We start from the raw sequence: 20,414 nt of genomic DNA, 5'->3' as shown, positions 1-20,414 counted from the left end.
TTCCTGAAGCAGGTTCATACCTTCTATGGTATCACTTGTTTGCAGGGCGGATATTCACATGAAGTTAAGCGTTCTGGTGTTCGAGTGGAAGTAGGTGTGTGGCAATACCCCATCTGACGGCTATGCATTTCCCATCCCAGAAATCGAGTACAGAGTAACTTGCATTGGGGTGAGCGTACCGCGAAAAGTTATCGATAGTTCCTTCTTTAGGCACCGCCAGTACTCCCTGACTGACTTGCCTATGCGTGACAATACATACGCTCTCGCTTCTGACAGGGAGCGGGTGGGGCGCTGAGAAGCTGCGTTAAGCGACGATCTGTCCTGGCAACTTTAGCGAAATTTGGATATTTTTACTCAACTCTTCTGCAGAAGGTAATGGCAATGACCTTAATTAGGGCACCCGAATTAAAAGATATACCGTCTTTAAACAAACTTTTTTTACAATTGGGCTATCAGACAGATGCTGAACGCTTAAAACAACATATTAATCAGACGAATACCAATCTTAGTATCCTGGTTGCTGAATCAGAAAAGGAGCTCTACGGGGTTATTGTGGTGAATTTTATCACGCCTGTTCATGAAGACGGCTTATGGGCATTAATTTCAGCTCTGGTCATAGATGAATCGTCGCGAGGGGCAGGAATCGGTCGGAAACTTCTCATCGCCGCTGAGCGAATCGCCCTGGATAAGGGATGTTCTCAGATTGAGCTTTCAAGCAGTGAAAGAAGAGTCAGAGCGCACAAGTTTTATGAAAGCAACGGTTATAAGGAAGTGAGAAAACGTCTTGTTAAACTCCTCGCTAACATGCCCATTGCTAACTAATTCCCCATCAGTTTTGCAACGTCCGCTGCTGGCACGGAGCGGTCTGCAAAACACTCAAACTTCCAGCGCGCGCTTATCGTCGGTCTTCAGTAAGGCCCCTGAATAGGGCATCTCGCAGGTGAACCCTTTATTTTGTGACCAATGCCTGAGGGGCGTTGCTTTTATCTGCAGGTTATCCGCCCTGGCGCTAAACCCGGCTGGAAGCATATGGAATGCATGCTTTTTTGTCATTGGTGTCTGTGGGGGAGGTGTCTCTGTCGTGCCTCAAAGTATGAGTGGTTTTCGTGGGGACCAGATTAGTTATCATCCCTTATCAGGTGTTGAAATTGAACTCGATCTCATCCTCGGCTATCGCCACTTACCTCCATCAGTACATGCCTTCGTTCTTACTGCCGAAGAGAAGCGGAGGGTTTATCGCATTCGCTACGTAATTTTCCAGCGGCGGGTTAACCAGCGTATTAGCACTTCTCATAGGGGATGATAAGGTATGGAAGTAAAAGCACTATTGTGAATTTAATTTCACTATAGTAAATTTAAGTGGACTTATTTTGTATGTAAATGCACAAAGCAATGACCACGTTAAGGTAGAAAAATGTTAAAAATCAGAACGTCACGACCATCCGAAGCGTCGGAAATCATCCAAATTTGGAAAAATTCTGTCGATGCTACGCACGATTTTCTGACCGCCCACGACCGACAAGAGATCGAAAAAGAAGTTGTCAGCTTTTTTTCAGAAACCCCTGTATTGGTAGCAACAAATCAGGAAGACCAACCGCTAGGATTCATGTTTTTGCATGAGGGCCATCTGGAGGCACTTTTTGTCGATGCTTCTGCTCGCGGACTTGGCGTCGGAAAACGGCTGATCTCACATGCGCTGGCTCTGCATCCTGATTTAAGCGTCGATGTAAATGAACAAAATCAGCAAGCTGTAGGGTTTTATCAGCATATGGGCTTTCAGCTTACAGGGCGTTCCGAGCGGGACAATCAGGGAAGGCCTTACCCCCTGTTACATCTACGCAAGTCTAATGTGATGTAACCCGGTTACCAGGGCAATATCATTGATTTTTTTGACTAAAAGCGACGATGTAAGAACAGCTCTGCTCGCTATCAGGATTGCTCATTTGGTACTCGCTTGCAAAGGTAAGGGCCAGACAGTCACCGGCTTGTAAATGATGGGTCTGATGATTGACCCGAAAATCAAGGCTGCCGCTCAGCATCCAAAGCGTTTGCCCGGAAAGGTGCTCATTCGCAGAGGCGGGTATCGTCAGTTGACCCATCGCGGGAATTTCAACTTTTATAAGTTCCGGGCATGCCCCCGCTGGGGACAGCGACCAGCGGGTAATGCCGGATTGTTCGTCTGTCCAATGCTGCTGCTGATCGGCGAAACGAACCAGTGAGTTCTGATGTTGCTCAAGCTCCGCAAAAAGTTTTGATAGCGTTATATTCATGGCGTTGGCTAAACGACTCAGGATAGTTGCGCTGGGGCTGGAGGCGCCTCGTTCAACTTTGCTAATCATGGCCTGACTGACGCCCGATCGTTGGGCAAGCTCCGTTACCGTCAAGCTGCGAGCCTTTCTGTGTTTAAGCAATAAACGCGCAATGTCGCTATCTACTATCTGATTTTTAGATGTTTTATCCATTTTTACCCTCACTTTTGCCAGTCTGATTATGCCATCACATAAATTGGGCTGAAATAAATGATTTTGTCAGTCTAAAAATTCAGCCTGTCAGGTCCCCTGTGAGCAGAGGATAAGGGATGGTTTATGAGCGAGTATCCTGAAATCACATTTTATTGATTTCACCACTTTATGCGGAGGATGACGATATTCAGGAAGGAGTCAGGACGCGGGAAGTTGACCGGTAGTTGAAAGAAATACTACCGGGGGGCATTTCAGTTCTGGTCCACAGATCGCCAGACACTCACGCGCGTAGAGGTCGATGATCGTCAGCAGACGAAGCCGGAGGGGCTTTATCAGACGCCCGCCAGGCGCGCCACCTCGGTGGCGCTGGCGAAACCAGAATTTTTACTTTGGCGGCTATTGCTCATGGTGCTGCGGCGATGGCTCGTTCACGTATAATGGCATACTCGGCCAGGCGGGTTAGCGACGGCTTCGGCGTTTCATACCACTCTTGCGGATGGAGCTGACGTTTATCGCGGATCAGGGCGATAGCGTCGTCGAGAGTGGGGAAACGTTGCGGGCACTCCAGGTGCATAGTTTGTTTATCTCCGGGGCATAGCGCGTGTAGAAAAGTGTGCCTGTCAGAGAGCGCTGCCGACAAGCGGATTAGGCGGGGTATTCATTCTTGTCAGCGGCGGCAGTGGCGGCGATCCAGTCCCGGAATCGTCGGCTTATTCGCTGCAAAATAGCGGACTCATCGTACACCAGGTAATACGCGATCGGTGATTCGATGGCCACTCTGAGGGGATTAATGAGGGTTCCATTTTTGAGCTCCTCCCGGACCAGCGCACTGCGGATAAGCGCGATCCCTTTTCCTGCCAGTGCTGCTTCCAGAACGCCGTTTGAGTCGACAAAAACAGGGCCTTTGTTCGTATCGGTATCCGGGAGCCCCGCCGCATTAAACCAGATCGCCCAGTCCATGCGATGTTCATCGTGGAGCAAGGTATACCGGGTAATATCAAGGGGGGAGGACAAGGGCAGCGTCTGGGAGATAAGACGCGGGCTACAAACGGGCTGGAGCCTGTCGTTAAGAAGACATTCAGATTCGAGTCCGGGATAACGCCCCAGGCCGTGTCTTACCGCAAAATCTATCCCTTCTGACAATAAGTCTACCCGCCGGTTAGTGGTGCTGATTTGCACCTCCACTCCGGGGTTCTCCTTTTCAAACCCCGGGAGACGCGGCAGCAACCACTGGATCGCAAAACCACTGGTGCAACTGATGGTTATCTTATTCGGTTTACCTTCATTCATCAGCCGCAGTGTCGCTTCTTCAATCTGGCTGAACGCCGGGCGGATCGCGCGCAGATAAATGCGGGCTTCATCCGTCAGCTCCAGACTTCTGGGGCTACGGATAAAGAGCCGTATGCTGGTCATATCTTCCAGCTTGGCAATTTGCTGGCTGACCGCACTGGATGTCACGCATAATTCTTCCGCCGCTTTTTTCATACTTAAATGTCTTGCTGTTGATTCAAAGCACATAAGTGCATGTAAAGGTGGGAGTTTCATAATACGTCCGACTCTATGCGTTAGTTAAACTTAATTATAAAAGAAAAACTTGCTTGTGTGTTTACTGACATACTCTTACAGTTTTTTCATGTTTAAGTTTTGTTAACTTAAGTCATATATACAACATTTTTCCTTTAATAAAAAGAGGGGGCTAAATGCGTATTGCAGACTACATCCGGCTAATAGTTCTTGCAGCCATCTGGGGCGCCAGTTTTTTGTTTATGCGTATAGCCTCTCCCGAGTTTGGGGCTATTAATACGGCATTCCTGCGCGTATTATTTGGCCTTCTGGGGCTGGCGGTCATTATTTTTGTTCTGAAGTCTTCATATAACTTTGAAGGGAAGTTTAAATCTTCTCTTATTCTGGGTGTGATTAATTCCGGGCTGCCGTTTTTCATGTATTGCCTCGCGGCACGATGGCTACCTGCGGGGTATTCCGCCGTACTTAACGCGACGACGCCGCTGATGGGCGCATTAATTGGGTTTGCTTTCTTTAGCGAGAAACTGACGGCACGGAAATGGGGCGGCGTGGTGCTTGGCCTGGTCGGAATCATGGTCATTACCACCATCGGTGAATCGCAGTCCACTAATGAAACCCTCGTCGGGGTTATCGCTTGTCTGGTAGCGACCGGGTGCTATGGCATCGCGGGTTTCCTGACACGCCGGTGGATCTCAAACAATGGTGGGCTTGATCCGAAAGTCGTTGCCTTTGGCAGTCAGATCGGTGCGACGTTGTTTTTGTTGCCCTTCTTTATCTGGAGCAGCACGACCGGACCATCGATTAACTGGCTGCAAGGCAACGTGTGGGCAAGCGTGGTGGCTGTCGGTCTCATTTGTACAGCCTTTGCCTATATTCTCTATTTTCGACTTATCGCGGATATTGGGCCCCTGCGCTCACTGACCGTGACTTTTTTAATTCCCCCCTTCGCGGTGTTGTGGGGATATCTGGCTCTGGGGGAAACCATTAATGAAGGATTTATTATTGGCGCCATTATTGTATGTGTTTCAGTATGGCTGGTTGTCAGTCCGGGAAAAGCACAGATGGTCTTAAAGAGTAAAGTGACAAAATAATATTTCAACTAATTAGTGGTGCTACAGAGTCCCGGTAGAGGAATTTTATGTCACACAATATTACGCTATCTCCATTACGGATGTTTATCGAAGTCAGTTGTCAGGGAAGCATGAAACTTGCTGCAGAAAATGTGTATCACAACCGGTGTCGTTAGCCAACAAATCCGTCATCTTGAGGAACAGATGGGGAGCAAATTGTTCTCACGACAAGGTTAACGCCCGATGCAGAGTATTCCCGGCCTCAGCGCACGGGATGTGGTTGGACGGGGATTTGAAAAGATAGCCAACGGTTGGGCAAAAATTGTTCCGCCGGCTCAGAATCAACTGGTCATTTCAGCGCTGACGGTGGTTGACCACTGTCGTTTCAGCGCGACTGCCCGTATTCAGTCGTAGCTGGCGTGCGACGTTCGACAATGCCGACTGTATTTTTTAGTCCCGCCATATAAGGTCCCCGAAAAGCTGGCACAGGGCCTCCGGTACCGGTGCAACGTCCGGGGCTGAAACCAGCGCCAGAAATTGTGCTTCGAACAGGGTGTACTCCTCGTTGGTCAAAACAGCTTAATGTTGTCCTGGTTAATCACAAACTGGACATTCCGGTTTTGCCGTTAAGAGGTTAAGCAGGGATCGATTGACCCACTTTCAATACGCCGCCATGCGGCTACTCACTCGCGACAGAGATAAAAATCCACGCCAGGCGTGGATTTTAGAGAAAGTGGCAGAGCAGGGGGTTAGCGTTCACGCCTTGCCATCAGCAGCGCCAGGTCGACGAGGCGACTGGAGAATCCCCATTCATTGTCGTACCACGCCAGAATTTTGACCATATTGCCGCCAATCACCAGCGTTGACAGACCGTCGATAATGGAAGAACGCGGGTCACCCTGGTAGTCGCTTGAGACGAGGGGTTCATCGCTATAGCCGAGGATCCCTTGCAGCGGCCCCGCGGCGGCGGCTTCACGAAACGCATTATTGACCTCTTCTGCCGTCACATCCCGCTCAAGCGTTACGGTCAGGTCGACAATGGAGACCACCGGAACCGGTACGCGCAGCGAGTAGCCGGTTAAGCGGCCATCGAGCTCGGGAATGACTTTGCCGAGCGCCTTCGCGGCACCGCTGGAGTAAGGCACAATCGACAGTGCCGCAGCGCGGGCACCACGAAGGTCTTTTTCCGGCTGGTCGTGCAGCGCCTGGCTGTTGGTGTAGGCGTGGGTGGTGTTCATCAGGCCATGCTTAATACCGAAATGCTGGTGCAGAACCTGCGCGGCAGGCGCCAGACCGTTGGTGGTGCAGCTGCCGTTGCTGACCACGTAGTGCTTATCCGGGGAGTAGAGGCCGTCGTTCACACCCATCACGATGGTTAAATCATCGTTTTTGCCGGGGGCGGAGATAATCACTCGCTTTGCGCCACCGCTATGGATATGCACCGCCGCCTTGTCGCGATCGGTGAAGAAGCCGGTGGCTTCAATGACGATATCGACTTCACTCTGACGCCACGGGATGTTGGCCGGGTCGCGTTCGCTGAACACGGTAATGGGACTACCGTCAACCACAAGCTGCCCCTCACCGGCGGTGACCTCTGCGTCGAGTTTACCGAGCAGCGAGTCGTATTTCAGCAGATGTGCCAGCGTTTTACTGTCTGTCAGATCGTTGATTGCCACAATCTGAATATCCGGATTACCCAGTGCAGCACGCAGTACGTTGCGTCCGATACGGCCAAAACCGTTAATACCGACCTTTACCATGATCAACTCCTTATCTGTTGTCTCTGCAGGTAATGTAGGCCGGTCGTCATTTGGCGTAAATGACAAAAAAGGATCACTTTACGCCATTTTACGGCAGTGAAAGCGCTGGCGATATTCACCGGGCGTGAGGTGAAGCTGTTTTTCAAATAGCCGTCGCAGGTTAATGCTGCTGCCAAATCCGCTTTGTTCGGCGATACGATCCAGCGTCTCGTTGGTCTGCTCCAGACGCTGGCGGGCGGCGGCCAGGCGGGCTTCGGCGACGTAGCGCGCCGGCGAAGCGCCGGTTTCCCGGGTAAACACGCGGGTGAAGTTGCGCGGACTCATGGCGACTCTTGCCGCAAGCTTATCGACGCTGAGATCGGCGGTGAGGTTCTCGAGCAGCCAGGCCAGCAGATCGTTAATCGGGCCCAGGGTGCTGGTCTGCTGAAGGTTGTAGCGGCTAAACTGCAGCTGGCCTCCGGGACGACGCAGGTACATAACGAAGTCCTGGGCGATGTCGCGCGCCAGGCTGAAGCCGTAGTCCTCTTCCACCAGCGCCAGGGTAAGGTCAAAGCCGGAACTGACCCCGCCTGATGTCCAGATGTGTTCGTCCTGAACGTACAGCGGACCGCCTTCGACGCGCACCTGGGGAAATTCTGCCTGCAGGGTTTCCAGCAGCTTCCAGTGAGTGGTGGCTCGTCTGCCGTCCAGCAGCCCGCTTTGCGCCAGCAGCATCGCACCGCCGCAAATGGATGCAATGCGGCGGGCATGGGGAGCGGCAAGGCGCAGCCAGTCGACCACCGCAACGCCTTCCTGCGGGTTTTGACCTCTGCCGGTGATAATGATGGTATCGAGAGGCTCGCGAGGGTCTATCTCATGCAGGCGGTGATCTGCCAGTAGATTTAAACCCGACTGACCATGGATAACCTGATGCGGTTGGGTTGTCGCTAACTGAACCTGGTAACAGGCGTTTGTAGCGCCTTCCTGATGCAGGCGGTTGGCCTGCATCAGAATGTCGGCAATACCGGCGGATTCAAACAGCATGCCGCCATCGGGGACAATAATGAGTATCTTTTTCATGTCCTGAAAAGTAATCCTTTTACAGAATAAGTCAACAGGACATGCGCAGCCGGAAAAAGGCAACGCTACCCTAAAGAAAGAGGGAGCAGGGTAGCGTGTTTACACAGGATTGATTAGTTACGATTATGGTCAAACTTGTCTCTTAATAATACAGTAAGACGATGTAAGACATTTCCTTGAAACAGATGCACTCATAATGTCAAATTAATCAATGAACTAACGCCTTTTATTGAACTGATACCGCCCGATAGTACATTAGCCGCTATCTCGTCTCGTGGTAAACCGCCTCTATATTGTACCCATCAGGATCAAGGATAAACGCAGCGTAATATCCAGGGTGATAATGGGGCCTGTACCCCGGTGCACCATTATCTTTTCCACCAGCCCGGAGGGCAGCGCAGTGGAATGCCTCCACTTCCTCTTTATTTTTTGCACTGAAGGCAAGATGCATCCGGGGCGTGGAGGGGGTACCCAGCGTTAACCAGAACGCGCCCCCTGGATCTACCCCTTCATCGAGTTGGGCGGGACCAAAGCCTACCGCCTTACCAGGGAATTCAAGCCGGATAATATAACCAAGACTTGCGAGAACGCTTGTATAAAAAAGTTTACTGTCTTCAAGATTTATGACGCTGAATCCGGTGTGGTCAATCATGTTTATACTCCCGCCAGCAAAGAAGAATATTCAGTAAAACATTCAACTATCGAGTGCTGTTTGATTTGGTATAAGAACAGGTGATTATGTCGGCTCTTTTTCTGCGTGAAACCATCCTCGTAGACCCGGCATGCTTGTTCTCTATTGATTGCCCTTGCCGATATTTGTAACGAGCGCAATTCGCCTGCGCCAGGCCGGGATTCGTTCTTATTACGCATCACCTCGATTCATGCCAGCCGCTACCGCCAAAAATAAGGCTGCGGCCGCTAACCCGCAGGCCAGCCAGAGCGTATCTGTCAGGGCTAACATATCTACTATCTGACCCCCGCTCCATGACCCCAGCGCAATCCCTGTATTGAACACCCCGACATAAAGCGCCGCGGCGATCTCCAGGGCACGAGGTGCGGCTTTCATCATCCAGGTCATCAGCCCGACCGAAAGCCCACCGTAAGCCAGCCCCCAGAAGATGAGGATACCCGCCCCACCTGTGACCGATTGCCCGGCGGTAATGAACAGTAACGGTGTTAACGCGAGCCCAGCCGCAATCGCAATCAGGGTGAATGTTGTACAGCGCGCCGCGGCGATACCCGCCAGAAAATTACCTGCGATGCCGGCGGCACCGTAGGCGAATAAAATGGCACCTATCCACTGCGTATCAACTCCTGACACTGAGATCAGCAGCGGGCGCACAAAGGTGAAGGCCACGAAATGGCCTGTTACGAGTAATAGCGTCAGGAACAAGCCCGTTTGTATTTTGCGGTTGCCAAGCTGGGTAATGAACTGGCTAATGTTAGCCGAACCCGTAACGGGCAGCGACGGAATGACCGCAAGGTGGAATACCAGCACCAGTGCGCTGAATACTGCCATGATCCCAAATGCCCAGCGCCAGCCGATGGCATCGCCAATAAACGCCCCCAGGGGCACGCCCAATACCGATGCAGCAGCAACACCACCAAAGATAATAGAGGTTGCCAGGCCAGTAGCGTTCTGCGGAACCAGGCGTGAGGCAAGACCGCCCGCGATCGCCCAAATTCCCCCCATGCAGAAGCCAACCAGAACCCGGGCTGCGAGCATTAAGATCAGATTTGGTGCCAGCGCGGAGGCAAGATTGGCTATCACCAGTAACGCCAGCAGGCCACACAATATCCATCGGCGATCTATTCCACCCGATGCAATGACCACGAACGGGGCGAATAACGCTGCCAGTAATGCTGGCAGGGAGATCATCAGACCCGCGCTTCCGGTGGTGATGCTGAGCGTTTCGGCTATGGATGTCAGCAAGCCCACCGGGAGCATTTCTGTGGTGACAACCGAGAAAGTCGCCAGACCGACAGCAATAACTGCCGTCCAGCGGCGGCGAACAGATTTCATGCCAGAAAATGTATTCATCATTTTATATCCCGAAGACGCACCCGGCTCAGGCGCGATTATCCTGCTTGTGCAGGGTTAAATGACTTAAAAATGCCATAAGCAGTACCAGGACTCCGGCACAGAAGGCGACGTAGAATCCAACCCGCGATCCGCTGCTATCAACAACCTGACCGGCAATCGCGGCGCCCAGCGCAACGCCCACGTTCAGCCCGGCCAGCAGCCAGGTCATGCCCTCTGTTAACTGGCTTTCTGAGACCTGACGTTCAATGAGCGACATGGCGACGATCATGGTTGGGGCGAAAAAGAGGCCCGCCACCAGGACGGCTGCCGCCAGCGCGGTAAGATTTGTGACCAGTATCAGTGGGACGGTGGTGGTGGCCGTTGCCAGCCCGCCTAACCACAACAGCCGATGGAGCGGGGTTTTCAGTTTGAGTGAGCCATAGAGTAATCCGGACAGACATGAACCAGCGGCATACGCGGATAACACCAGGCCGGCCGCTGCCGGCTGCTCCAGCTGTCCGGCGTAGGCGACACTCACGATATCAATGGTGCCGACAATGACGCCCATTGCCACCATCAGCAGCGCCAACAGCCGTACGCTTGCCATACCCATGACCGAGCCAGAGCCAATTTTGCCGCCTGGGCACGCCATTATCGGAGGTTCCGTGCCGCGCTGTAGCACCAGTGCAAAGACGCCGAAAAACAGCAAAAGCGCGGTAAGCAGCAGACCCGCCTGCGGAAACAGCGCGATGGAAAGGCCAATCGAGAGGGGCGGGCCAACGATAAACGTTAGCTCATCGAGCACTGTTTCAAGCGAATAGGCGGTCTGCAAACGCGCCTGGCCCCGGTACAGCGCCGTCCAGCGTGCCCGTACCATGGCAGACATACTCGGCATAAATCCTGCCAGGGATGCGCCGAAAAACGGCGCCCAGGTGGCAATACTCCGGTAGGAGCAGGCTATGAGGATGAGAAAGCCGGTGACGCTGATAGCCGTTGCCACAGGCAAAACCCGCAGCTGCCCATAGCGATCCACATAGCGGGAGATCTGCGGTGACAGCAGGGCGTAGGTCAGAACAAAGGTCGCGGAAATAGCGCCGGCCAGCGCATAGCCGCCCTGCTGCGAAAATAGCGTGATAATCCCGATGCCTGCCATCGGCAGTGGGAGCCGTGCAAGCAGACCCGCAGCGGAAAAATGTCCCGTTCCAGGGACAGCGAAAAGGTCTCGATACAGATTAGCCATCATCATCTCCGGTAGCATTTGCTTGCCACAACGCGGTGGCACAGCGACAATACATACAACGCGTATGAATCCAATCCTATATTCATACGCGTTGTATGTAAACAATCATTCGCATCGTATGTAAGAGGAAGATTATGGTTCGCCGAACCCGCGCTGAGATGGAAGAGACAAGAGCGACATTGTTAGCCACTGCCCGTAAGGTTTTTTGCGAATACGGCTACGCCGAAACCTCGATGGATGACCTGACTGCGCAGGCAGGGCTGACCCGCGGTGCGCTTTATCATCATTTTGGTGACAAAAAAGGATTGCTGACGGCCGTTGTGGCGCAGATCGATGACGAGATGGATCAACGCCTGCAGGCGATTTCCAGTCATGCAGCCGATCCGTGGGAAGGCTTTTGCAACCGCTGTCGGGCTTACCTCGAAATGGCGCTGGAACCTGAATTTCAGCGCATTGTGTTGCGTGATGCAAAAGCGGTGTTAGGCGGTTCTTCGCCTGAATCGCAACGTCAGTGCGTGGAATCCATGCGCTGCCTGATTCGCAATCTGATTCGGCAAGGTGTCGTTGATGACGTCGATCCGCAGGGCTTGGCTTCGCTGATTTACGGTAGCCTGGCAGAAGCGGCATTCTGGATTGCCGACGGTGAAGAAAGCGAGACCCGGCTGACAAAAGCCATTACCGCTCTGAACCTGCTACTTCGCGGATTGCAACGTACTGGCTGATACCCATGTCGGCACGCGCCCTGCGTGGTGACATAACCCAACCCGAGTACCCGCGTGCCCGGGTATTCAGCCGATCCCAGGGGCAGGATAAGCGCGGCTGTTCTGCCCTAACGTCCGCCAGACCAGTAATGCGCATAGCACCGTGATGGCGGCGAGAACGCGAAATAGCCAGACATAGGCGGAATCATAGCTTTCTCTCAGCAAGGCATGAGAAAGACCGGGTAAGAGAGCCGCCGCCCGTGCCGTGTTTCCGCCGCCAAGCCACGTCGCCGCGTTATCAATAATGTCTGGCGCATAGCCGGGAAGGACTCTTCTGAGGCTGAGCGCGTTCATTTCAACTAAAAATGCTGAAACCATTGCCAGCGCAATGCCCTCGCCAGCCACGCGAACAGTGTTAAACAAACCCGCTGCCATACCGGCTTTTTCGACAGGCACTGAGGAAATGGCCAGACCATCCATCAGCCCCCACGGAAGTGCCGCCCCGGCACCGGTTAAAGCCAGCGCAAATAGCAGAAGCGTGCCGCTGGTGCCCTGCAACGCCTGCCCGAGAATAAGCAATCCTGCCGCAGAGAGTATCAGCCCTGCGGCCGAAACCGATCCCGGAGTAAACCAGCGGGTCAGCAGAGCGGCAAACGAGGGAAAGATCAGCATCGGTGCCGTCAGCGCCATAAGATAAAAAGCACTTTGCGTCTCGTTCAACCCATCACCCCCCATAAAATGCAGCGGGACGATAATCAGCAGCACCACGTAGCAATAGCAGGTTGCCACCGGCAGCAGCAGGACGCCGACGAAACGCGGGTGCCGCATAAGTGATATATCGAAAACCGGATAGGTAACGTTCAGGCAGCGGGCCGTGAACGCGGTGAACAGCACCAGGGCGGTGATAAACAGCGCCAATCCGCGAAGTGATAAAAATCCCCAGGTCGGCACCAGCATTATCCCCGCAGTAAACAGAACCAGGGCTGCGGTGAACAGCGCTAAGCCGGCATAATCCACCTTTTGCCGGGAGCCTATTTGCGCGGCGGGTATAAACAGGGCGCCGGCCAGCATAACGGTTCCTGAAAGCAGGGCGATCGAGGCATAAACCCACCGCCAGCCTAACGCGTCGGTTATATACCCGATCGCCAGCGGTCCGAATGCTAATCCTGCCCCAAACAGCGTACCCAGTACGCTGAACGCCCGGGTTCGGGCAACGCCATCATAGAGCTGAGCCAGCACTGCGCTGCCGCCGGCGAGCGTCATCGCCGCCGCTACGCCCTGTAGCGACCTGAGCACGCCGATCGCGGCCGTATCTTCGGCCAGGCAAATGAGCAGGCAGCTAAGACAAAAGAGAAGCAAACCGAGGATGAATACCCGTTTTCTGCCTACGGCATCCGCAATAACGCCGGCGGACAGCAGAAAGCCGCCGAAAGTCAGCATAAATCCATTAGTCAGCCATGACAGAGCGGCCGGTGAACCGCCCAGCGCATGGCTGATAGCCGGAGTGGTCACCACGCCGCCGGTAAAACTGAACGGCAGCAGCATGGCGGCTATAAAAACTGAGGCCGCGGCAGGACTTCCCGGGCGCCGAAGAAACGATGTAGTGAAAGAGAGCATCTGATGACCTTTGTTGGCGGAACAATCGTGAGCAACAAATAAACTTCAGCCATCTTATTGCGGACAATTAATCAGATAAATAGACTGAATATACCGACAGAATAGAGATAAAGTTCATAATCAATGGATAGTTTCACCTCACTGACCTCGTTTGTAAGGACTGCGGAAACGCTGAGCTTTGTACAGGCTGCAAGGTTGCTCGGCATTTCAGCTTCAGCAGTTGGCAAAAATGTGGCCAGACTCGAACAAAAGCTGGGCGTCAGGCTCTTCAACCGCAGTACGAGGAGCGTCAGCTTGACGGCGGAGGGGGCGGTATTGCTGGTTCGCTGCCAGCATATTCTTGAGCAGTTACAGGAAGCGGAGGCAGAGTTGACCAGCAGCATCGGTCAGCCAGCGGGAAAACTCAGAGTTTCTCTTCCGGTTATAGGCTATCGGCTGCTGCTTCCACTTCTTCCTGCTTTTACCCGCCAATATCCGCAGATAGAGCTGGATCTGGACTTCAGCGATCGGCTGGTAAACATCATTGATGAAGGGTTCGATGTGGTGATTCGAAGCGGTGACCTCGCTGATTCAAGGCTGACGTCGAAAACGCTCGGCAGCTTCAATTTTGTTCTCTGCGCCAGCCCCGCTTATCTGAAGAAATATGGCACGCCGGGGTCGGAGGAGGATTTAAGCGCTCACCAATGCGTTCTTTTCCGCTTCCCCTCGACGGGTCTAATACAGCCGTGGGAGCTGCGGGGGATCACCGTAACAGGAGACTTCGCCTGTGCTTCGGCGTTAACCGCCAACAATATTGAAGCCGTTATCGGCATAAGCGCGGCGGGAATGGGCATAAGTTACGTACCCGATTTTGTCGTTCGCGATGCGCTGGAGAAGGGGGATTTGAGCGAAGTTTTACCGGGTTCGTGCGTCAGGCAGGGGCATTTTTGTGCGCTATGGGCCGCCAGACGCCACCTCTCTTCGAGAGTACGCTGCTTTGTCGATTTCCTCGCCGAAAACTGGACGAAGTGATCCAGCTTTCAATCGCTCTGCGCGTCCCGTTGCTCCGGACATTCAGGTTTTCGCGATCGGCGCGCTGCGTAGCGGGCGACAAATCACGGCCAGGGCAACGCTGCTGCATAAGGGAAACAGCGCCAGCAGCAGCCAGGGATAGATGGCCCGCGTGGAGGGTATGAGCGCGTCATCCAGCAGCGGGCCAAACAGCACATTACCCGCCAGCACCGCGAAGCCTCCGGCGGTGGCCAGTGCGCCATAGTGCGCACCAAGCGTCGACTCGTCGGCAAACCAGGGGATCAGATCCTTTGCTGACGGCACCAGCAGCATCTGCCCCAGCGTCAAAAGCGTCACAAAACAGGCCGCAGGCATTAACCGCAGCCAGCCTTCCGGCGGCTCTGCGGCTGCGAACATCGCCACGCTGGCAAAAGCGGCGGAGAGCAGCAGAAATCCCACCGGCAAGATTTTGACGGCCCCCACTCGCCGCGCGAAGCGCGCAAGCGGAAGCTGAAAGGCAATGATAAGCACCGAGGCCAGCATAAAAAGCGGACCGAGATCCTTCTCGCTGCCCCCCGAGCGCTGAATCTCCACCGGTAGCGCCAGATAGAGCTGGTTGTAGCTTAATAGCCACGAACTATAGGCAATGATAAAGGCGACGAAGCGCGGCTGGCGGAAGGTTGTCCACCAGGGGAGAATTTTTAGACTCTGCTTCGCGTGATGAGCGGCAGGGAGGCAGAAGAACAGCACCACGAGCGCGATGACAAAAATACCGGCCCCGGCCAGCGCCACCTGGCGAAAGCCGAAACCCGTAAGCAGGGCGCCAGCAACCGGGCCCAGCACGGCGCCAAGTTCGCCGCACACGGCAAATAGCGCGAACCACTCCGCGCGGCTGCGCTTTCCGCGTGCCTCGCTTTGCGTCCCCGCCTTTGCCAGTAGCGCTTCAATAGATGGGGAAAACAGCGCCCCACCGATACCGGTCAGGCAGGCGCCCAGAATAATCGCCCACAGGGAGTGGCCGAATGCCAGCAGCAGATAGCCCGCAACACGAATAAGGCAGCCGCAGAGGATAACGACCCTGGCGCCGTATCGGTCAGAGAGCGCGCCGCCGATGATAAACATGCCCTGCTGGGAGAAGGTGCGCAGCCCGAGGATCAGCCCGATCGCGCCGCCGGAGAGCAGCAGATCGTCGCGTAAAAAGAGGGCCAGGAAGGGGACGACCGCGTAAAAGCCGATGTTGAAAACAAACTGGCTGCCCAGTAACACGGGCGGCCGAAGCGTTGTGGCAGGTCGCAGGGAGAAAGGAGACATGCTACCCGATCCTAAACGATATAGTGAATGTGCTTTTTGCCATGGAAGCGGGAGATCTCAATTTTCGTTTTCACCCGAAACACCTCCCAAAGAAGCTCTTCGGAAAGAATGTCTTCGGGCGTCCCGGTGGCGATGATTTGCCCGTTCTGCATCACAATCAGCGAATCACAGAACATCGCCGCGTGGTTGAGATCGTGAATAGCCACAATGCTGGTGACCGGAAGCTCACTGATCAGCTGCATCAGCTGCATCTGATGGTGAATATCCAGATGGTTGGTCGGTTCATCGAGCAGAATTTCGCTGGGCGTCTGCGCCAGCGCACGCGCAATGTGCACCCGCTGGCGCTCCCCGCCGGAGAGGCTCTGCCAGCCTTGCGCGCTCTTTTCCAGCATATCCACCCTCTGCAGGGCGGCAGTGACGGTTTGGTCATCGTGCGCGCTCCAGTTAGAAAAAGGCGAGTGATGAGGAATACGCCCGAGCTTTACCACGTCGCGAACGCGCATATTGGCGTCGGTCATGCCGTGCTGCTCAACGAAGGCTACCCGGCGGGCAAGCTGCTTTTTGGCGACGCGGGAGATGTCCTGGCCGTCCAGCTTTACGCAACCGGCATCCGGGCGACGCAGGCCGGCGAGAATGCGCAGCAGGGAGGATTTACCGCAGCCATTAGGGCCAAGGAGCCCTACGGTTTCGCCACGAGAAACGTTCAGCGAGACGTCGTTGACGATGACTTTTTTGCCTACCTTCCAGGTAATATTGTCGGCGGAGATACTCATTACTTATTCCTTGAACGGTAGATAATCACGGCAAAGAAAGGAACGCCGACCAGCGCCGTCACCACGCCGACAGGAAGACTTTGCGGCGCGATCAGCAGGCGCGATGCAATATCTGCCAGCACCATCAGGATCGCGCCTGCCAGGGCGCTGGCAATCAGCAACGTCCGGTGCAGGGGACCAAAGAAGAAGCGCATAATATGCGGAACCACCAGCCCAACAAAGCCGATGGAGCCCGCCATACTGACGATGGTCGCGGTGATAAGCGCGGTGACGGTGAAGAGGATCAGGCGCACCCAGGGCACGGCAATGCCCAGCGACGCGGCGGCATCATCGCCAAAAGTGAAGGCATCCAGCGCCCGGGAATAGTAGAGGCAAACGGCAAGCCCAATCAGCACCACCACGAGCACCAGCTGGAATTCAGGCCAGCGCACGCCGCTAAAGCTGCCCAGCAGCCAGAACATCACATCCCGCGCCTGCTGGGCGCTGGCAGAGGTACTGATGGTGTAAGCGGTAATCGCATTGAACAGCTGGGAAGCCGCAACGCCGGCCAGAATGGTGCGTTCGTTACCGCCGCGCGCGCCGTTGGTCAGAAAGGCGACGAAGGCAAAGGCGGCAAACGCCCCGGCGAATGCGCCGGCGGAAAGCGAAACCGCCCCGGTACCGATGCCTAATACGACGACGGAAACGGCGCCGGTTGACGCACCTGCGGATACGCCGAGCACGTAGGGCTCAGCCAGCGCATTCTTCAGCAGGCTTTGGAGGACTGCGCCGCAGATAGCTAACCCGGCGCCACAGCAGGCCGCCACCAGCGCGCGGCTCAGACGAAAGTCCCAAATCACACTTTCATAAATGCGGCTGAGCGGAACCTCGGTCAGGCCCATTCTGTTACTGATGGCATAAAAGACGTCTTGCAGCGGGATCGAGAGTTCACCCACGCTAACGCCAATCGCAATGACCAGGAATAACGCTACGACGGAAAGCAGGAGCGAGGTCGTCAGCCATAACCCCTGTCGGGACTGAACAACAGCGGTCGTCATCAGTTCAGACCCAGCTTTCTGAGCTGCTCGCCGACCTGTTCAGCACCGTAGATTGTCCTGATTGTCGGGTTCATCGCCTGACCGTCCATCACCACGATATGCCCTTTTTTCACCGCATCCAGCTGGCTGATGGCGGGGTCGCTTTTGAGGAATTTTATTTTTTCCTCTGCGTTATCCAGCGCCCAGCGGTTACGGTCCAGACTGGATACCACGATCACGTCCGGATTTGCAGCAATAATGCTTTCCCAGCTTACCGTCGGCCATTCGGTCTCAGAGGTGATGGCGTTATGCCCGCCGAGCACGTTGGCAATAAATCCGGATGCGCTGTTTTTACCGCCCACATAGGCATCAGCGGAAGGGGATGAACTTGAGAACCAAAAAACAAAAGAGAGATCTTTTTTGTTTTTACCGAACTCCTGGCGCAGGTCCGCTTCACGCTTTTTGAAATCAGCAACCACCGCATGGCCACGATCTTCGACATTAAAAATTTTGGCAAAATCTTCAATTTCTTTATAGAGATAGGTCATATCCCATAGCTTCTGGCGGCTGCCATACATATCGCCGGTGGCTTTTTTGGTGGCGCACATCCCCGGAGAGACATAGCTGTTTACACCAAGGGTCAGCAGATCCTGGCGTTTGGCGACCTTACTTTCTGGGCCGAGCAGCAGCGGGGACTGGGCGGGGACGAAATCTGGATTTTGCGCAAGAACGGATTCGAGGGTAGGAATTTCTACCGTTAGCGTTTTGATTTTTGCATTCTGTGCCGCCAGCTGGGGCAATACTTTGGTCGGCCAAAAGGCGCTGGCAACCACCTTATCCTGCAGTCCCAGCAGGAGCAAAATCTCGACGGTATTTTGTCCCAGCGCCACGACGCGCTCGGGCGATTGGCTAAACGTCTCTTTATACCCGCAGTTTTCAAGGGTCAGAGGATATGTGGTTGCCTGAACAGAGCTGACCGAAGCAAACACCATACCTAACGCGCAGATGACCTTTTTCATTAAACGCTATCCTTCATTAAAATCGTTGGCGAAATCCAGGATCTATTTTTAATGCAAATGAAACGTATTACAGAATGCCGGGTTTTATACAGTGGCCGATATAGGGTGTCAATGAGAGATAATTGCCGAGCGTTATCATCGACGTGAGCAGGCAGAGGTTGGGGAACCGGCGGTCCGCCGCGCAGGGGGATGAAGCCAGGCGGTTCACTAAAACGAAATGGCCGGCCGGGGGATGCGTTATGCCGGTCATGCACTCAATACCGCCATTTATAACGATGGTTGTATTTCCGCTTTATCATTAAACTTCACGTCCTTGCTGCAGTACTACGGAGAATAAACAGATGGAAAATAACCCTGAACTAGTCGTGCTTACCCTGGTGTGCCTGATAACGGCGTTGATGTGGCTTCCTTATATCGTCGCCAGGGCTTCTGGCGTGGGGGTGCTGACAGCGCTGGGAAATCCCAACCCGACGGCGACAGACGTGGCGCCCTGGGCGCAGCGCGCGCAGAAGGCACACGCCAATGCCGTAGAAAATCTGACTATTTTTGCTCCGCTGGTGCTTATCGCCGCCTTCCTTGATGTGAATAATCCTGCAACGCTAATGGCAGCAAAAATCTATCTGATTGCGCGAGTCGTCCATTATGTGGTGTATACCGCGGGTATTCCCGTTATCCGGACTCTCGCTTTTCTGACCGGCTTTGGCGCAACCCTGACTTTTGCCTTCACAATTCTCAGCTCAGTTTTCTAAGGTGCAGTAACGAGAATCGGTGGTATCGATATTCTTGATAACTTCTGCGAGTGGGGCCTTGACCACGCTTCGCAGCGTCGGGGTCTAACGTTAACTGGCATAAGCGGGGAGCGGGGGGGTGTGCTAAGGCGAGTTTCATTATGCCAGCTGGACTCTCCGCGGTTATTCCACGCGGCCTGATGTGGCGAAGGATATATTGCTCAACTGCTGATGCATGAAATCAATTAGCGCTCTTGTTTTAGCGGGCAAATAGCGCCGGTCTGAATAAATTGCGAACAACTGCAGTGGCGCTACCGATTGTTCAAACTCAATCTCGATTAACCGACCATCGCTAATATAGGGCTGGCAGGCTTGTTTAGAGAGAATGGCAAAACCGACGCCTGAGACCGCGGCTCGTCCTGCCATCTCGCCGCTGTTTACCCGATAATGACCTCTGACCTTAATGGTTTCGAATCCCCCCTTTTTATTGACGAACTGCCAGGGCGCGCCTTTCAGCGCGCTTACCGTTGTAATGCAGGGTAATTCTTCAAATTGCTGTATCCGAGAAGGGGTGCCATACCGCTGAATGAGGCTGGGGGCTGCCACGATGGTGCAGGGGATCGTCAGCAGATGACGGGCGATGTAGTCACTGTCATCCATCTGACCGCGGCTAACAATGACCGCTAAATCCAGATCCTCGCGCAGGGATTCGAAACCTGACAAATTGGTGACGCAGCTGATCTCCAGCTCCGGGTGCTGACAGGCGAAATCGGCGACAACAGCACCCAGCAACGCAGGACCTATCTCATTGGGAATGCAGATACGTAATTGCCCCTTGAGCTGCATTTGCCGCAACGTCAATTCGGTCTCAGTTTGCTCAAGCGCCTCCAGCAGTGGCTTCGCTCGGGTATAGAGTAGCTGTCCCGCCTGGGTGAGTTTCATATGCCGGGTGCTGCGCTCAATGAGTTGAAGATTCAGTTTGTCTTCCAACTGAGAAATGCAACGACTCACGTTTGAGGTCGGCATTGCAAGGAGTTTCGATGCCCCCACAAAACTTTCTCTTTCAACCACGGCAATGAACACTTTCAGGGTATTAAAATCAAGAGCCGGACGCATCAACT

21 protein-coding genes and 1 pseudogene are annotated in these 20,414 nt (G+C 54.1%); 7 read left to right on the top strand and 15 right to left on the bottom strand.

Going from position 1 to position 20,414, the window contains the following annotated elements:
• Window positions 1–64: 64 nt before the first annotated feature.
• Window positions 65–262, bottom strand: a pseudogene (locus RTE01_RS02260) (histidine phosphatase family protein); the annotation flags it as partial.
• Window positions 263–381: 119 nt separating this feature from the next.
• Here RTE01_RS02260 and RTE01_RS02255 point away from each other — a divergent pair.
• Both RTE01_RS02255 and RTE01_RS02245 read left to right on the top strand, forming a co-directional pair.
• Window positions 382–822: a GNAT family N-acetyltransferase gene (locus RTE01_RS02255; RefSeq protein WP_069476558.1), complete on the top strand. Its 441-nt coding sequence runs from the start codon at window positions 382–384 to the stop codon at window positions 820–822.
• A gap of 592 nt (window positions 823–1,414) precedes the next feature.
• Complete coding sequence (locus RTE01_RS02245) at window positions 1,415–1,858, top strand: acetyltransferase (RefSeq protein WP_134526166.1); 444 nt, start codon at window positions 1,415–1,417, stop codon at window positions 1,856–1,858.
• 19 nt (window positions 1,859–1,877) lie between these two features.
• On the opposite strand, the gene RTE01_RS02240 is transcribed toward RTE01_RS02245, so the two are convergent.
• The 3 genes from RTE01_RS02240 to gcvA all read right to left on the bottom strand — a co-directional run bounded on the left by RTE01_RS02240 (window position 1,878) and on the right by gcvA (window position 4,007).
• On the bottom strand, window positions 1,878–2,462 hold the full coding sequence (locus RTE01_RS02240) for a helix-turn-helix domain-containing protein (protein WP_041145681.1): 585 nt from the start codon (window positions 2,460–2,462) through the stop codon (window positions 1,878–1,880).
• Between the two features lie 403 nt (window positions 2,463–2,865).
• A complete protein-coding gene (locus tag RTE01_RS02235; RefSeq protein ID WP_227503243.1) occupies window positions 2,866–3,036 on the bottom strand; it encodes a hypothetical protein in 171 nt (56 codons plus the stop codon).
• Window positions 3,037–3,107: 71 nt separating this feature from the next.
• Complete coding sequence (gcvA, locus tag RTE01_RS02230) at window positions 3,108–4,007, bottom strand: transcriptional regulator GcvA (protein WP_134526164.1); 900 nt, start codon at window positions 4,005–4,007, stop codon at window positions 3,108–3,110.
• Between the two features lie 155 nt (window positions 4,008–4,162).
• Between gcvA and RTE01_RS02225 the strand changes: the two genes are divergently transcribed.
• Together RTE01_RS02225 and RTE01_RS26565 are read left to right on the top strand one after the other, a co-directional pair.
• The gene (locus RTE01_RS02225; protein WP_134526161.1) at window positions 4,163–5,077 is read left to right on the top strand and encodes a DMT family transporter; all 915 of its coding nucleotides are present in this window, start codon (window positions 4,163–4,165) and stop codon (window positions 5,075–5,077) included.
• A 129-nt stretch (window positions 5,078–5,206) separates the two neighbouring features.
• Complete coding sequence (locus RTE01_RS26565) at window positions 5,207–5,293, top strand: LysR family transcriptional regulator (RefSeq protein WP_071844925.1); 87 nt, start codon at window positions 5,207–5,209, stop codon at window positions 5,291–5,293.
• A gap of 512 nt (window positions 5,294–5,805) precedes the next feature.
• Here RTE01_RS26565 and gap read toward each other — a convergent pair.
• The 5 genes from gap to RTE01_RS02195 all read right to left on the bottom strand — a co-directional run bounded on the left by gap (window position 5,806) and on the right by RTE01_RS02195 (window position 11,138).
• Window positions 5,806–6,816: a type I glyceraldehyde-3-phosphate dehydrogenase gene (gene gap, locus RTE01_RS02215; RefSeq protein ID WP_134526158.1), complete on the bottom strand. Its 1,011-nt coding sequence runs from the start codon at window positions 6,814–6,816 to the stop codon at window positions 5,806–5,808.
• A gap of 78 nt (window positions 6,817–6,894) precedes the next feature.
• The gene (locus RTE01_RS02210; protein ID WP_134526155.1) at window positions 6,895–7,875 is read right to left on the bottom strand and encodes a GlxA family transcriptional regulator; all 981 of its coding nucleotides are present in this window, start codon (window positions 7,873–7,875) and stop codon (window positions 6,895–6,897) included.
• Between the two features lie 262 nt (window positions 7,876–8,137).
• A complete protein-coding gene (locus RTE01_RS02205; RefSeq protein WP_134526153.1) occupies window positions 8,138–8,527 on the bottom strand; it encodes a VOC family protein in 390 nt (129 codons plus the stop codon).
• Window positions 8,528–8,737: 210 nt separating this feature from the next.
• A complete protein-coding gene (locus RTE01_RS02200; protein ID WP_134528502.1) occupies window positions 8,738–9,916 on the bottom strand; it encodes an MFS transporter in 1,179 nt (392 codons plus the stop codon).
• A gap of 28 nt (window positions 9,917–9,944) precedes the next feature.
• Complete coding sequence (locus tag RTE01_RS02195) at window positions 9,945–11,138, bottom strand: MFS transporter (protein ID WP_134528499.1); 1,194 nt, start codon at window positions 11,136–11,138, stop codon at window positions 9,945–9,947.
• 134 nt (window positions 11,139–11,272) lie between these two features.
• Here RTE01_RS02195 and RTE01_RS02190 point away from each other — a divergent pair, with 134 nt between their 5' ends.
• Window positions 11,273–11,860 carry a TetR/AcrR family transcriptional regulator gene (locus RTE01_RS02190; RefSeq protein WP_134526150.1) on the top strand — a complete coding sequence of 196 codons (588 nt, stop codon included), beginning with the start codon at window positions 11,273–11,275 and terminating at the stop codon, window positions 11,858–11,860.
• Window positions 11,861–11,926: 66 nt separating this feature from the next.
• Here the strand turns inward: RTE01_RS02190 and RTE01_RS02185 are convergent, their stop codons facing one another.
• On the bottom strand, window positions 11,927–13,456 hold the full coding sequence (locus RTE01_RS02185; RefSeq protein WP_141334626.1) for an MFS transporter: 1,530 nt from the start codon (window positions 13,454–13,456) through the stop codon (window positions 11,927–11,929).
• Window positions 13,457–13,579: 123 nt separating this feature from the next.
• Between RTE01_RS02185 and RTE01_RS02180 the strand changes: the two genes are divergently transcribed.
• The gene (locus tag RTE01_RS02180) at window positions 13,580–14,467 is read left to right on the top strand and encodes a LysR family transcriptional regulator (RefSeq protein ID WP_141334624.1); all 888 of its coding nucleotides are present in this window, start codon (window positions 13,580–13,582) and stop codon (window positions 14,465–14,467) included.
• Window positions 14,468–14,509: 42 nt separating this feature from the next.
• Here the strand turns inward: RTE01_RS02180 and RTE01_RS02175 are convergent, their stop codons facing one another.
• From RTE01_RS02175 to eitA, 4 genes are read right to left on the bottom strand one after another with little or no spacing between them, the layout of a single operon-like run.
• A complete protein-coding gene (locus tag RTE01_RS02175) occupies window positions 14,510–15,757 on the bottom strand; it encodes an MDR family MFS transporter (RefSeq protein WP_134526147.1) in 1,248 nt (415 codons plus the stop codon).
• A gap of 11 nt (window positions 15,758–15,768) precedes the next feature.
• Complete coding sequence (eitC, locus tag RTE01_RS02170) at window positions 15,769–16,530, bottom strand: siderophore ABC transporter ATP-binding protein EitC (protein WP_041145669.1); 762 nt, start codon at window positions 16,528–16,530, stop codon at window positions 15,769–15,771.
• Entirely contained in the window at window positions 16,530–17,567 is a 1,038-nt protein-coding gene (locus RTE01_RS02165; RefSeq protein WP_134526144.1) for a FecCD family ABC transporter permease, read from the bottom strand. Before RTE01_RS02165 ends, eitC begins: the two co-directional genes overlap by 1 nt.
• Window positions 17,567–18,565 carry a siderophore ABC transporter substrate-binding protein EitA gene (gene eitA / locus RTE01_RS02160; RefSeq protein WP_134526141.1) on the bottom strand — a complete coding sequence of 333 codons (999 nt, stop codon included), beginning with the start codon at window positions 18,563–18,565 and terminating at the stop codon, window positions 17,567–17,569. The genes RTE01_RS02165 and eitA overlap by 1 nt, the downstream gene beginning before the upstream one ends.
• 341 nt (window positions 18,566–18,906) lie before the next feature.
• On the opposite strand from eitA, the gene RTE01_RS02155 reads away from it, so the two are divergent.
• Entirely contained in the window at window positions 18,907–19,314 is a 408-nt protein-coding gene (locus RTE01_RS02155; RefSeq protein ID WP_115192656.1) for an MAPEG family protein, read from the top strand.
• Window positions 19,315–19,476: 162 nt separating this feature from the next.
• Here RTE01_RS02155 and RTE01_RS02150 read toward each other — a convergent pair whose 3' ends face one another.
• On the bottom strand, window positions 19,477–20,409 hold the full coding sequence (locus tag RTE01_RS02150) for a LysR family transcriptional regulator (protein ID WP_134526138.1): 933 nt from the start codon (window positions 20,407–20,409) through the stop codon (window positions 19,477–19,479).
• Window positions 20,410–20,414 lie beyond the last annotated feature (5 nt).

The sequence above is a fragment of the Klebsiella terrigena genome, assembly GCF_006539725.1.
GTDB classification, from domain to species: domain Bacteria; phylum Pseudomonadota; class Gammaproteobacteria; order Enterobacterales; family Enterobacteriaceae; genus Klebsiella; species Klebsiella terrigena.
The sequence above is the reverse complement of the archived record's forward strand: the minus strand, read 5'-3'. Positions and strand labels throughout refer to the sequence as shown.

Excerpts from the sequence above, each read along its gene's own strand:
- RTE01_RS02240 (WP_041145681.1), bottom strand. The coding sequence starts at position 2,462 with ATGGATAAAACATCTAAAAATCAGATAGTAGATAGCGACATTGCGCGT.
- RTE01_RS02185 (WP_141334626.1), bottom strand. The coding sequence starts at position 13,456 with ATGCTCTCTTTCACTACATCGTTTCTTCGGCGCCCGGGAAGTCCTGCC.
- RTE01_RS02190 (WP_134526150.1), top strand. The coding sequence starts at position 11,273 with ATGGTTCGCCGAACCCGCGCTGAGATGGAAGAGACAAGAGCGACATTG.
- RTE01_RS02195 (WP_134528499.1), bottom strand. The coding sequence starts at position 11,138 with ATGGCTAATCTGTATCGAGACCTTTTCGCTGTCCCTGGAACGGGACAT.
- RTE01_RS02155 (WP_115192656.1), top strand. The coding sequence starts at position 18,907 with ATGGAAAATAACCCTGAACTAGTCGTGCTTACCCTGGTGTGCCTGATA.
- RTE01_RS02235 (WP_227503243.1), bottom strand. The coding sequence starts at position 3,036 with ATGCACCTGGAGTGCCCGCAACGTTTCCCCACTCTCGACGACGCTATC.
- RTE01_RS02150 (WP_134526138.1), bottom strand. The coding sequence starts at position 20,409 with ATGCGTCCGGCTCTTGATTTTAATACCCTGAAAGTGTTCATTGCCGTG.
- RTE01_RS02165 (WP_134526144.1), bottom strand. The coding sequence starts at position 17,567 with ATGACGACCGCTGTTGTTCAGTCCCGACAGGGGTTATGGCTGACGACC.
- gap (WP_134526158.1), bottom strand. The coding sequence starts at position 6,816 with ATGGTAAAGGTCGGTATTAACGGTTTTGGCCGTATCGGACGCAACGTA.
- RTE01_RS02200 (WP_134528502.1), bottom strand. The coding sequence starts at position 9,916 with ATGAATACATTTTCTGGCATGAAATCTGTTCGCCGCCGCTGGACGGCA.
- RTE01_RS02205 (WP_134526153.1), bottom strand. The coding sequence starts at position 8,527 with ATGATTGACCACACCGGATTCAGCGTCATAAATCTTGAAGACAGTAAA.
- RTE01_RS26565 (WP_071844925.1), top strand. The coding sequence starts at position 5,207 with ATGTGTATCACAACCGGTGTCGTTAGCCAACAAATCCGTCATCTTGAG.
- RTE01_RS02210 (WP_134526155.1), bottom strand. The coding sequence starts at position 7,875 with ATGAAAAAGATACTCATTATTGTCCCCGATGGCGGCATGCTGTTTGAA.
- RTE01_RS02180 (WP_141334624.1), top strand. The coding sequence starts at position 13,580 with ATGGATAGTTTCACCTCACTGACCTCGTTTGTAAGGACTGCGGAAACG.
- RTE01_RS02175 (WP_134526147.1), bottom strand. The coding sequence starts at position 15,757 with ATGTCTCCTTTCTCCCTGCGACCTGCCACAACGCTTCGGCCGCCCGTG.
- gcvA (WP_134526164.1), bottom strand. The coding sequence starts at position 4,007 with ATGAAACTCCCACCTTTACATGCACTTATGTGCTTTGAATCAACAGCA.
- eitA (WP_134526141.1), bottom strand. The coding sequence starts at position 18,565 with ATGAAAAAGGTCATCTGCGCGTTAGGTATGGTGTTTGCTTCGGTCAGC.
- RTE01_RS02225 (WP_134526161.1), top strand. The coding sequence starts at position 4,163 with ATGCGTATTGCAGACTACATCCGGCTAATAGTTCTTGCAGCCATCTGG.
- RTE01_RS02255 (WP_069476558.1), top strand. The coding sequence starts at position 382 with ATGACCTTAATTAGGGCACCCGAATTAAAAGATATACCGTCTTTAAAC.
- eitC (WP_041145669.1), bottom strand. The coding sequence starts at position 16,530 with ATGAGTATCTCCGCCGACAATATTACCTGGAAGGTAGGCAAAAAAGTC.
- RTE01_RS02245 (WP_134526166.1), top strand. The coding sequence starts at position 1,415 with ATGTTAAAAATCAGAACGTCACGACCATCCGAAGCGTCGGAAATCATC.